We start from the raw sequence: 12,041 nt of genomic DNA on the forward strand, positions 1-12,041 counted from the left end.
GGGTTTCATGACACTACCGGTGTGGCTCTTGATCGCGCTCCCACTGGCGGGCGCGGCGGTCCTGCTGCTGGCGGGCCGGCGCACCGACCGGTGGGGTCACCTGGTCGGGACGTTGGCGGCGCTGGCCTCCTTCGCCTGCGCGGCGGTGCTGTTCGTGGACATGACCGGCCGCGACGCCGAGCACCGGGCCATCGGCGAGACGCTGTTCAGCTGGGTTCCGGTCGGCGAACTGCGCGTCGACTTCGGCCTGCAACTCGACCAGCTGTCCATGTGTTTCGTGTTGCTGATCACCGGTGTCGGATCGCTGATCCACATCTACTCGATCGGGTACATGGCGCACGATCCCGATCGGCGGCGGTTCTTCGGTTACCTCAACCTGTTCCTGGCGGCGATGCTGCTGCTGGTGCTCGCCGACAACTACCTCGGCCTTTACATGGGTTGGGAGGGCGTGGGTCTGGCGTCGTATCTGCTGATCGGTTTCTGGTCGTACAAGCCGTCGGCGGCGACGGCGGCCAAGAAGGCGTTCGTGGTCAACCGGGTCGGCGACATCGGGTTGGCGGTCGCGCTGATGGTGATGTTCGCCGCAGTCGGGGCGGTCGGATTCGGCGACATGTTCAGCGCCGCACCACAGCTCGGCGAGGGCACGCTGACCGCCATCGGGCTCGCACTGCTGCTGGCCGCGTGCGGGAAGTCCGCGCAGGTGCCACTGCAGTCCTGGCTCGGTGACGCGATGGAGGGCCCGACCCCGGTGTCGGCACTCATCCACGCCGCGACGATGGTCACCGCCGGGGTCTACCTGATCGTGCGGTCGGGCCCGGTGTTCGATCTGGCCCCGCACGCGCAGACCGCCGTCGTGGTGGTCGGCGCCGTCACGCTGCTGTTCGGCGCCGTGATCGGATGCGCGAAAGACGACATCAAGAAGGCATTGGCCGCATCGACGATGAGCCAGATCGGCTACATGGTGCTCGCCGCCGGTCTCGGACCGGCCGGATACGCGTTCGCGATCATGCACCTGCTCACCCACGGCTTCTTCAAGGCGGGGCTGTTCCTCGGGGCCGGGTCTGTGATGCACGCGATGGACGACGAGGTGAACATGCGCCGCTACGGCGGCCTGCGTCGCGCGCTGCCCGTCACGTTCGTCACGTTCGGCCTCGGTTACCTGGCGATCATCGGCATTCCGCCGCTGGCCGGGTTCTTCTCCAAGGACGGCATCATCGAGGCCGCGCTGGGCGCCGGCGGGCTCAAAGGTGTGGTGCTCGGCGGCGCAACGATTCTCGGCGCCGGGATCACCGCGTTCTACATGACGCGGGTGATGCTGATGACGTTCTTCGGCGAGAAGCGCTGGGCTTCCGGGGCGAGCGAAGCGACGGGGGAAAATTCAGGCGCGCATCCCCATGAGGCGCCCGCGGTGATGACGTGGCCGATGATCCTGCTCGCGATCGGCTCGGTCACCGCAGGCGGCGCGCTGGCCATCGGCGGCACGCTGGAGCACTGGCTCGAACCGGTGGTCGGCGCCCACGAGATCCACCACGTGCTGCCGGTGTGGGTGGTGACCGTCATCGTGTTGTCCGTCGTCGCGGTCGGTATCGCCGTCGCGTACCGCATGTACGGCAGTCGCGCGGTGCCCGAGGACGTGCCGGACGGATCGGCGCTGACCGTCGCCGCGCGGCGGGACCTCTACGGTGACGCGTTCAACGAAAGGGTGCTGATGCGGCCGGGTCTGGCATTCACCCGAGGTCTGGTCGAGATCGACGACGACGCGGTCGACGGAGCGGCCGGTGGGCTCGCGGCCGCGGTGTCGCGTCTTTCGGAAGGGTTGCGGCGGATGCAGACCGGGTTCGCCCGCTCGTACGCACTGTCCATGCTGGCGGGCGCGGCGGCCGTCGTCGCGATGATCCTGGCGGTGAACCTGTGGTGACCTCGATACCGGTGCTGACCGTACTGTGGGCGATCCCGATGCTCGGCGCGGTCCTGGTGCTGGTGCTGCCCGCCGCGGCGCGCCACCTCGCGAAATGGGTGGCGCTGGCGGTGTCCCTGGCCGTGCTGGTGGTGGCCGCTGTCATCGCGGTGAACTTCGATCCGGGCGGCGAACAGTTCCAGTTCGTCGAGAACTACCGGTGGATACCGTCTTTCGGCACCGGATACATCCTGGGTGTCGACGGGATCGCGCTGGCGTTGGTGGTGCTGACCGCGGTGCTGCTGCCGCTGCTGATCGTCGCCGGGTGGAACGACGCCCGTGACCGGGTCAGCTGGGGTGGCCGGTCCACCCACATCTATTTCGCGCTGACGCTGGCCGTCGAGGGCATGGTGCTGATCTCGCTGGTGTCGCTCGACATCCTGCTGTTCTACGTGTTCTTCGAGGCGATGCTGATCCCGATGTACTTCCTGATCGGCGGCTTCGGCGGTGAGCACCGCAGCAGAGCCGCGGTGAAGTTCCTGCTGTACAACCTTTTCGGCGGTCTGATCATGCTGGCCGCGGTGGTCGGGCTCTACGTCGCGACCGCCACCAGCGACGCGTTCACCGCGGGCACGTTCGACTTCCGCGCCATCGTCGCCGCGGTCACCTCCGGCGAGTTCGTCGTCAATCCCGCGGTGATGCACCTGCTGTTCGGGGGCTTCATGTTCGCGTTCGCGGTGAAGGCGCCATTGTGGCCGTTCCATCGCTGGCTGCCCGACGCGGCGGTCGAGGCCACCCCGGCCAGTGCGGTGCTGATGATGGCGATCATGGACAAGGTGGGCACGTTCGGCATGATCCGCTACTGCCTTCCGCTGTTCCCGGATTCGGCGGTCTGGTTCAGCCCGGCGATCATCACGCTGGCCGTGATCGGCATCGTGTACGGCGCCGTCGTCGCGATCGGCCAGACCGATGTGATGCGGTTGATCGCCTACACCTCGATCTCGCATTTCGGGTTCATCATCCTGGGCATCTTCGTGATGACCACCCAGGGCCAGTCCGGATCCACGCTTTACATGGTCAACCACGGCATCTCGACCGCGGCGCTGTTCCTGATCGCCGGCTTCCTGGTGTCTCAGCGCGGATCCCGGCTCATCAGCGCCTACGGCGGTGTGCAGAAGGTCGCGCCGATACTGGCCGGAACCTTCCTGGTCGCCGGCCTGGCCACGCTTTCGCTGCCCGGGCTGGCACCGTTCATCAGTGAATTCCTGGTCCTGATCGGCACATTCACCCGCTACCCGGTGCTGGCGGTGCTCGCGGCAAGCGCCCTGGTGCTGTCGGCGATCTACATCCTGTGGATGTACCAGCGGATGATGACCGGACCCGTCCCGGCGGCGCTGGAGCACGGCGAGCACAAGATCCGTGATCTGCTGCCCCGAGAACTCGCGGTCGTCGTCCCGCTGATCGCACTGCTGCTGGTGCTCGGCATCTATCCGAAACCGGCTCTCGACATCATCAACCCGGCGGTCACCCACACATTGACCACCGTCGACCAGAGCGACCCCGCACCCCGGATGGCGGAAGGCCCGGCCCGATGAACCTTTCGTTACCGACGCCGTCGGTCGAGTACTTCTTCCTGTCCCCGATGCTCATCGTGCTGGGCGCCGCGGTCCTCGGGGTACTCGTCGAGGCGTTCCTGCCACGCAATCGCCGCTACGGCGCACAGGTCTGGCTGAGCCTGGTCGCGTTGGTCGCCGCACTGGTCGCCGTCGTGCTGGTGGGCCGCGATCTGCGCGGCGGGGCGGGGGTGTCGGCGGTGATGGGGGCGGTCGCCGTCGACGGCCCCGCACTGCTCCTCCAGGGCACCATCCTGGTGGTCGGCGTGCTTGGCGTGCTGTTGATCGGCGAGCGCCAGCCCACCGCCGACGTCGAGGCCGACGGCATCCGGGGGCTGGACGCATTCACCCCGCAAGCGTCCGCGGTGGCCGGCAGCGTCGCCGAGAAGGTCGCCACCAGAATGGGTGTCGTCCAGACCGAGGTGTTCCCGCTGACCATGTTCGCCGTCGCCGGGATGTTGCTGTTCCCGGCCGCCGACGATCTGCTGACGATGTTCATCGCGCTGGAGGTGCTGTCGCTGCCGCTGTACCTGTTGTGCGGGCTGGCCCGGCGGCGCCGGTTGCTGTCGCAGGAGTCGTCGCTGAAATACTTTCTGCTGGGTGCGTTCTCGTCGGCGTTCTTCCTGTACGGCGCGGCCATGATGTACGGGTACGCGGGGACGCTGAAGCTGCAGGGCATCGCCGACGCGATCGCGGCGGGCGAGGGGCGCTCATCGCTGGCGCTGATCGGGATCGCGCTTCTGCTCGTCGGTGTGCTGTTCAAAGTCGGTGCGGTGCCGTTCCATTCGTGGATCCCGGACGTCTATCAGGGCGCTCCTACGCCGATCACCGCGTTCATGGCGGCCGCCACCAAGATCGCCGCGTTCGGCGCGATGCTGCGCCTGTTCTACGTCGCGCTGCCGGAACTGCGCGACGACTGGCGGCCGGTGCTGTGGGCGATCGCGATCCTGACGATGATCGTCGGCACCGTGACGGCGGTGACCCAGAACGACGTCAAACGCATGCTCGGATACTCGGCGGTGGCCCACAGCGGGTTCATCCTGACCGGCGTGATCGCCGGCAACGACGCGGGCGTGTCGTCGACGCTGTTCTATCTGTTCGCCTATGGCTTCTCCACCGTCGGCGCGTTCGCGGTGGTCGGGATGGTGCGCGACGCCGACGGGCACGAGGACAGCACGCTGGCGCGCTGGGCCGGGTTGGGCAGGCGGTATCCGTTGACCGGCATCGTGTTCTCGCTGTTCCTGCTCGCATTCGCCGGAATTCCGCTGACGAGCGGTTTCGTCAGCAAGTTCGCGGTGTTCAAGGCCGCCGGCGAGGGCGGGGCGATCCCGCTGGTCGTGGTCGGTGTCATCGCCAGCGCGATCGCGGCGTACTTCTACGTGCGGGTGATCGTGTTGATGTTCTTCACCGACCGGCCCGACGACGCGCCGACGGTCGTGGTGCCCAGCGCGCTGACGACGGCCGTGGTCACCGTCACCGCGGCGGTCACGTTCGCGCTCGGTGCGCTGCCGCAGCCGTTGCTGGACCTGGCCGACTCGGCCGACCGGTTCTTCTGATAGCAAGATAGCCATGTCCGCAGAGCCGGTGTTGACCGCCGATCACGACGACGTCCGGGTGATCACGCTGAACCGGCCGTCGGCCCGCAATGCGCTCGGCCGCGACCTGATCAGGGCCACGTACGCGGCACTGACCGCCGCCGACTCCGACGAGTCGGTGCGCGCCGTCGTGCTCACCGGCGCCGATCCGGCGTTCTGTGCCGGCGTCGACCTGAAAGAGGCTGCCCGCGACGGGCTGTCGTACTTCGAGGAGTTCCGCTCGCAGAGCTGCATCACCGCGGTGGCGAACATGCGCACCCCGGTGGTCGGCGCGATCAACGGCGCCACCTTCACCGGCGGGCTGGAGATGGCGCTCGGCTGCGACTTCATGATCGCATCGGAGCGTGCGGTGTTCGCCGACACGCATGCGCGGGTGGGCATCCTGCCGGGTGGCGGGATGACAGCGCGGCTGCCACAGCTCGTCGGCGCCGCGATGGCTCGGCGGCTGTCGATGACCGGTGAAGTGGTCGACGCCGCCCGCGCCGAACGCATCGGGCTGGTGACCGAGGTGGTGGCCCACGAGCGGTTGGTGGAGCGGGCGATCGAGCTGGCTCGCCAGATCGCCGAGGTGCCGCGCGCGACGATGCGCGGCCTGAAGGAGATCTACACGACCGGCGCGGCGGCGGTCGTCGACCCGGCGCTGGCCGCCGAGGAGACGATCGCGTTCGCCGCGCACCGTGACCTCGACGCCCTCGGCGACCGGTTCAGTGAGGTGTCGCAGCGCAACAAGGATCAGATCGCCCGGGGCTGAGTCGGCCTGCCGAGCGCGCGGTTCTGCACGCCGACACGCCGCACAGCACGGCAGCCACCGCGCGCTCGTCATCGCCGAACGCGCGTAGACGCCCACGGCAGGCGGTGTGTCGCCGGGCAGACACGCGCGCTCGCGGTGCAGGTGTCACGTCGCGACGCCGTGCAGCAGGATGTCGGTCGTCGTGTCCACCCACGACGGGTTCTCCAGCGCGCCGGGGGTCTGCAGCAGGGCCAGCAGCGTCGCGCCGCCGACCAGGCTGACCAGCCGGTCGGGATCGACGCCCTCCCGGACCTCGCCGCGTTCGACCGCGTCGTGCAGCCGGGCCCGCACGGCGGCGAACAGATCGGTGAACCTGGCCCCGATCCGGCCGGTGAGTTCGGCATTGGCCGACATGTCGGAGATCAGGCCGGGCAACGCGGCGCGCACGACTGGACTCAGGAACACCTCGCGGGTCACCTCGATCATCGCCCGCAGATCGGCGGCGATGTCCCCCGGCGGCAACTGCATCACCGTCGGCGTCGCCGGGAACGCGGCCTCGTGGACCAGTTCGGCCTTGCTCGACCATCGCCGGTACAACGCCGTCTTGGTCGTCCCGGCGCGCTCGGCGACGGCCGCCATCGTCACATTCGAATAGCCGATTTCGACAAGTAGATCCGCCGTCGCCGCCAATATGGCAGCGTCGATGCGCGGGTCCCGCGGGCGCCCGGCGCCCGTGGCCTTTACACCCGTGGACGGGTCTGTTTTCATATCGCTACTCACGGTATCGTATTAGCGGGCTGTGGGGTCCGAATCTCGACCGGAAGGACCAGTGCGGTGACCAGCGAACCAGCTGTCGACAACGTGGAGCGACTGCAGCGCTCCAGCCGGGACCTGACCGACGTGCCCGCGACGCTGTCGCGGTGGCTGTCGACGCTGATCCCGGACGTCACCCCGGACATCACTGTCGAAAGTGGTATCGACGCCAACGGAATGTCCTCCGAAACGATCCTGTTGAACGGGCGCTGGGCGCAGGGCGGCGAAGCCGTCGAGCACCGATGGGTCGCCCGGGTGGCGCCCACCGTGGCGGACATCCCCGTATTCGAACACTACCGTCTCGACCACCAGCACGAGGTGATGCGCAAGGTCGCCGAGCAGACCGATATCGCGGTACCACCGGTGCGCTGGCTGGAAACCTCCGGCGACGTGCTGGGCCGGCCCTTCTTCCTGATGGACCGCGTGGACGGCTTGGTCCCGCCCGACGTGATGCCCTACACCTTCGGCGACAACTGGCTCTTCGACGCGACCGCCGATCAGCAGCGCCTGCTGCAGGACCGCACCCTCGAGGTGCTGGCCGCGCTGCACTCGATCCCGGATGCGGCGCGCACCTTCGGCTTCCTGCAGGACATCGACCCGCCCGGCGAGACCGCGCTGCACCGCCACTTCGGCTGGCTCAAGGGCTGGTACGCGTTCTGCGTCCCCGGCATCGGTGCCTCGCCGCTCGTCGAACGTGCCCTGGCCTGGCTCGAGGACCACTTCCCCGACGACGTCGCGGCCACCGAACCCGTGCTGGTGTGGGGTGATTCGCGCATCGGCAACGTCATCTACCAAGACTTCACCCCGGTCGCCGTGCTGGACTGGGAGATGGCGACGGTCGGCCCGCGTGAGTTCGACGTGTCGTGGATCATCTTCGCCCACATGGTTTTCCAGGAACTGACGAAGCTGGCCGGCCTGCCCGGTATGCCGGACTTCCTGCGGGAGGACGACGTCCGCGCCACCTACCGGGAGCTGACCGGCGTCGAAATCGGCGATCTGAAGTGGTTCTATGTGTATTCGGCGGTGGTGTGGTGCTGCGTGTTCATGCGCACCGGGGCGCGCCGCGTGCACTTCGGCGAGATCGAGAAGCCCGCCGACATCGAAACGCTGTTCTACCACGCGTCACTGCTCAAACGACTGATCGGAGAGGCCGACTGATGCTCGGACCGATGGACGAATACCCGGTACACCAAATCCCGCAGCCGATCGCGTGGCCCGGTTCCTCGGATCGCAACTTCTACGACAGGTCGTACTTCAACGCCCACGACCGCACGGGCGACATCTTTGTCATCACCGGCCTCGGCTACTACCCGAACCTCGGTGTGAAGGACGCCTTCTTCCTGGTCTCCCGCCGCGGCAGCGGTAGATTCGGCGGAAGCGGTGACACGCAGACCGCGGTGCACCTGTCCGACGCGATCGACCAGGACCGGCTCAACCAGCACATCGGCAACTACCGCGTGGAGGTCATCGAGCCGCTGCGCAAGCTGCGCATCGTGCTCGACGAAACCGAGGGCATCGCAGCAGATCTCACCTGGGAGGGGCTCTTCGATGCCGTCCAGGAGCAGCCGCACATCATGCGGCGCGGCACCCGGGTGACCCTGGACGCACAGCGCTTCGCACAGGTCGGCTCGTGGAGCGGCCAGTTGTCCATCGACGGCACCGACATCGCCGTCGACCCCGACCGCTGGATCGGCACCCGCGACCGGTCGTGGGGTATCCGGCCGATCGGTGAGGCCGAACCGGCCGGGCGGCCCGACGATCCGCCGTTCGAGGGCATGTGGTGGCTCTACGTGCCGATGGCCTTCGACGATTTCGGCATCGTGATCATCATCCAGGAGGACCCGCAGGGATTCCGCTCCCTCAACGACTGCACCCGGATCTGGAAGGACGGCCGCGTCGAGCAGTTGGGTTGGCCGCGGGTCAAGATCCACTACCGCTCGGGCACGCGCATCCCGACCGGCGCGACGATCGAGGCGACGGCGCTGGACGGTAGCCCGGTCAGGTTCGACGTGGAATCCAAGCTGCCCGTCCCGATTCACGTCGGCGGCGGATACGGCGGTGACACGGACTGGCTGCACGGGGTGTGGAAGGGCGAGAACTTCACCGAACGCCTCACCTACGACATGACCGATCCCGCGATCACCGGCCGCGCCGGCTTCGGCGTCATCGACCACGTCGGCCGTGCCGTGTGCCGCGATGCGGACGGCACCGAGCGCGAGGGATGGGGCCTGTTCGAGCACGGGGCGCTGGGCCGTCACGACCCGTCCGGTTTCGCCGACTGGTTGACCGTCGCGCCGTGAGCTCCGGCGCGCCTCACGATCCGTCGCGGTAACGGATCGCCCACGACGCCGAGAAGACCTCGCCGGGGGCCAGCCACCGTAGCCCGTGCCCGCTGTTGAGCGCGTTCGCCTCGGCGGTCATGGGTTCGAGCGCGACGGCGGTCACGTCACCGTCGGCGGTCGGGAATGCCCGGGTGACGAACACGTGCGCGTACGCGAATCGCGGATCGGCCCACAGCGATACGGACCGTCCGTCGCCGGCGCGCAGCGTATGCGTGCTGCCGTCGGGGCCCGGCCGAACCACCCAGCAGTCATCGAGGTCGAGGTCGGCGACGGGCCGGCCGGCGCGCAGGTCCCACCGGGTGCCGTCCACCGCGCTCGTGCCGACCGGGATCAGCCGGTCGTCGACGTCGACGTGCTGTTCGCCCTCGACCGTGAGGATCAGGCGCTCGGCCGGGACGTCGCCGACGGTCAGGAACGGGTGTGCGCCGATCCCCACCGGCGCGTGCCGCTCCCCCGTGTTGCGGACCGCGTGCGTGGTGTGCAGGCCGTCGCGGGTCAGCCGGTAGGTGACCGAGGTGTCGAGCGAGAACGGGTAGCCGTCGCACGGAGTTACCGGCGCGGCAAGGGTTATCGACGACGAGGACCGCTGCGCGGTCCCGTAGGCGGTGGTGCACAGCAGGCCGTGCAGCGCGGTGTGGTGGACGGGGTCGGTGATCGGTAGCCGCTGCGTACGCCCGTCGAGGGACCACCGCCCGTCGGCGACCCGGTTGGGCCACGGCACCAACACCTTTCCGCAGAAGTACGGTGCCGCACCGGCGAGCGGTGCGGGCGTGACGGAGACACCGCCCACCGAGAGGCCGCGCAGTGCGGCCCCGACGCGCCCGATCACCGCGCGCACCGACCGGTCTGCGGTCTGCAGGACCAGGTCGTGGTCGACGTCGCCGCTCAGTTTCGTCGTCATCCGCCGGCACCCCGGCCCGGGTAGGTGCGCGAGATCGACGGCTCGGGATGACCGGCGCGCCGCGTCGCGGTGCGGACGGCGTCGGTGACCGTGTCGACGTCGACGGCGTCGACGAGGGCGATCACACAGCCACCGAATCCGCCGCCGGTCATGCGCGCACCCAGCGCACCGGCCCGCACCGCGGTGTCGGCGATCAGGTCGAGATGTTCTGTGGTGATCTCGAAATCGTCGCGCATCGACGCATGCGATTCGCTCAACAGCGCGCCGACGTCGTCCAGCCGGGACCGTTCGAGCGCGCGCACGGTGTCGAGCACCCGTCGGTTCTCGGTGAGGATGTGCCGGGCGCGCCGCCGGTCCGTGGCATCCGGCACGGCGTCGAGCACGGCGACCTCGGGGCCCTGCACGTCGCGCAGGGAGGACACCCCGAGCGCGGCGGCAGCCCGTTCGCACGACGCGCGCCGCGCCGCGTACTCGCCGCCGGCGTGGCGGTGCGGGGCGTGTGAGTTGATCAGCAGCAGCGCCGCACCGTGCGCGTCCGGGTCGAACACCACCGGCGCGGTGCTCAGATGCCGGAAATCGATCAGCTGCGCGCATCCCGGTTCGGCGAACAGGATCGCCAGTTGATCGAGCAGACCGGTTGGGGCACCGACGTATTCGTTCTCCGCGCGCCGGGCCAGGTGCGCCTGTTCCATCCGGTCCAGTGGCGGGCCGCCCGCGCCGAGGATCGCTCCGAGGACCGCGCACTCCAGCGCGGCCGAGGACGCCAGCCCCGAGCCCATCTCGACGCCGCCGGAGATCAGCAGCGTTCCGCCGGGCACCGGATGGCCGGCGGTGCGCAGCGCCCACACCACCCCGGCGACGTAGGCGGCCCACCCGGTGAGGTCCCCGGGTTGCGTCGTGACGGGGAAGGACACGGAGTTCTCGGCGCGGTCGCTGCGCACCACCAGCGTGTCGCCGCCGGCCGGATGGAACACCACGATGGTGCGCTCGGGCAGGGCGATCGGCAGCGCGAATCCGGCGTTGTAGTCGGTGTGTTCGCCGATCAGGTTGATCCGCCCCGGCGCCGAGTAGCGGACGATGTTCGCGGTCACGGTCACCGTCACAGCCGCCTGAGTGTCGCGGCGAGGGCCTCCGGGCTGACGTCGTTGATGAACGCGCCCATCACCGATTCCGAACTCGCCAGGTACTTCGTCTTCGCCGCGCTGCGCCGGGTCGAGATCACCTGCGCGTGGAAATATCCTTCCCGCTGCGCGTCGGTGTCGGCGTACTGATGCAACGCCGCCATGTACGGCAGCGGCGCGTCGTACATGCGGTCGAGCCGTCCCAGGACGTCCCGGTACAGGTCGGCGAAGTCGTCCAGCTCGGCGTCGTCGAGGTCGGCGAGGCTGTGCACGAACCGGTTCGGATAGATGTGCACTTCCACCGGCCAGCGCGCCGCGAACGGCACCAACGCGGTGAAAGCGCCGGTGCGGGCGACGATACGGCTTCCGTCGCGGATCTCGTGACCCAGGATGTCGCCGAACATGTTGGTGCCGGTCTTCGCGCGATACGTGTCGGCCTGCCGCAGCATCGTCGTGGTGCGCGGTGTCGTGAACGGATAGCCGTAGATCTGGCCGTGCGGATGGGTCAGGGTCACCCCGATCTCCTCGCCGCGGTTCTCGAAACAGAACACCTGCTCGATGGCGTCCTGGGCGAGCAGATCCCGTGTGCGATGCCGCCAGACGTCGACGACCAGGCGGGCGTGGGCCGGCGGGAGCGCCGCGAAGGATCCGCTGTGGTCGCTGGTGAAGCAGACGACCTCACAGCGGCCCCGGCCCGGCGCCGACACGAATTCCGTGGCGACCTCGTCGGCCGGCGCGGGCGTTCCGGCACCGGACAGGCTGGCGAACCGGTTCTCGAAGACCACGACGTCGTAGGCGGACGCCGGGATCTCGCTGGTCTGCCCGCTCGGTCCGGGGCACAGCGGGCACCGGTCGGCCGGCGGTTTGTAGGTGCGCTCCTGGCGGGCGGGGGCGATGATGACCCACTCCCCGGTGGTGTGGTCGAAACGCAGCTGCGACGGCGGCTGGGCGTCCGGTGTCAACGCCCGCCGGTCGGTGACAGGTTCGCTGTGGCGCCCCGGGAGGTCGAAGAACAACATCTCGCGTCCG

10 protein-coding genes are annotated in these 12,041 nt (G+C 68.9%); 6 read left to right on the forward strand and 4 right to left on the reverse strand.

Going from position 1 to position 12,041, the window contains the following annotated elements; genetic code table 11:
- Window positions 1-7: 7 nt before the first annotated feature.
- Genes nuoL through NTM_RS26870 form a run of 4 tightly spaced genes read left to right on the forward strand, consistent with a single transcriptional unit; the run spans window position 8 to window position 5,856 of the window.
- Window positions 8-1,918 carry an NADH-quinone oxidoreductase subunit L gene (gene nuoL, locus NTM_RS26855; protein WP_163769128.1) on the forward strand — a complete coding sequence of 637 codons (1,911 nt, stop codon included), beginning with the start codon at window positions 8-10 and terminating at the stop codon, window positions 1,916-1,918.
- Window positions 1,912-3,492: an NADH-quinone oxidoreductase subunit M gene (locus tag NTM_RS26860; RefSeq protein WP_104863642.1), complete on the forward strand. Its 1,581-nt coding sequence runs from the start codon at window positions 1,912-1,914 to the stop codon at window positions 3,490-3,492. Before nuoL ends, NTM_RS26860 begins: the two co-directional genes overlap by 7 nt.
- Window positions 3,489-5,066, forward strand: coding sequence for an NADH-quinone oxidoreductase subunit NuoN (gene nuoN / locus NTM_RS26865; protein ID WP_163769129.1), 1,578 nt, complete (start codon window positions 3,489-3,491; stop codon window positions 5,064-5,066). The genes NTM_RS26860 and nuoN overlap by 4 nt, the downstream gene beginning before the upstream one ends.
- Window positions 5,067-5,079: 13 nt before the next feature.
- Window positions 5,080-5,856 carry an enoyl-CoA hydratase gene (locus tag NTM_RS26870; protein ID WP_163769130.1) on the forward strand — a complete coding sequence of 259 codons (777 nt, stop codon included), beginning with the start codon at window positions 5,080-5,082 and terminating at the stop codon, window positions 5,854-5,856.
- A 144-nt stretch (window positions 5,857-6,000) separates the two neighbouring features.
- Here the strand turns inward: NTM_RS26870 and NTM_RS26875 are convergent, their stop codons facing one another.
- Window positions 6,001-6,603: a TetR/AcrR family transcriptional regulator gene (locus NTM_RS26875; RefSeq protein WP_104863639.1), complete on the reverse strand. Its 603-nt coding sequence runs from the start codon at window positions 6,601-6,603 to the stop codon at window positions 6,001-6,003.
- A gap of 66 nt (window positions 6,604-6,669) precedes the next feature.
- On the opposite strand from NTM_RS26875, the gene NTM_RS26880 reads away from it, so the two are divergent.
- Together NTM_RS26880 and NTM_RS26885 are read left to right on the forward strand one after the other, a co-directional pair.
- Window positions 6,670-7,806 carry a phosphotransferase family protein gene (locus tag NTM_RS26880; protein WP_163769131.1) on the forward strand — a complete coding sequence of 379 codons (1,137 nt, stop codon included), beginning with the start codon at window positions 6,670-6,672 and terminating at the stop codon, window positions 7,804-7,806.
- Window positions 7,806-8,948, forward strand: coding sequence for an Rv3169 family protein (locus NTM_RS26885; protein WP_163769132.1), 1,143 nt, complete (start codon window positions 7,806-7,808; stop codon window positions 8,946-8,948). The genes NTM_RS26880 and NTM_RS26885 overlap by 1 nt, the downstream gene beginning before the upstream one ends.
- Before the next feature lie 13 nt (window positions 8,949-8,961).
- On the opposite strand, the gene NTM_RS26890 is transcribed toward NTM_RS26885, so the two are convergent.
- The 3 genes from NTM_RS26890 to galT are packed head-to-tail and all read right to left on the reverse strand — an operon-like array spanning window position 8,962 to window position 12,031.
- Window positions 8,962-9,891, reverse strand: a complete 930-nt coding sequence (locus tag NTM_RS26890; protein ID WP_163769133.1) for an aldose 1-epimerase family protein — start codon at window positions 9,889-9,891, stop codon at window positions 8,962-8,964.
- Window positions 9,888-10,988: a galactokinase gene (locus NTM_RS26895; protein ID WP_232079851.1), complete on the reverse strand. Its 1,101-nt coding sequence runs from the start codon at window positions 10,986-10,988 to the stop codon at window positions 9,888-9,890. Before NTM_RS26895 ends, NTM_RS26890 begins: the two co-directional genes overlap by 4 nt.
- Before the next feature lie 2 nt (window positions 10,989-10,990).
- Window positions 10,991-12,031, reverse strand: coding sequence for a galactose-1-phosphate uridylyltransferase (gene galT / locus NTM_RS26900; protein WP_104863886.1), 1,041 nt, complete (start codon window positions 12,029-12,031; stop codon window positions 10,991-10,993).
- Window positions 12,032-12,041 lie beyond the last annotated feature (10 nt).

Source organism: Mycolicibacterium parafortuitum, assembly GCF_010725485.1.
In the GTDB taxonomy this organism is placed as follows: domain Bacteria; phylum Actinomycetota; class Actinomycetes; order Mycobacteriales; family Mycobacteriaceae; genus Mycobacterium.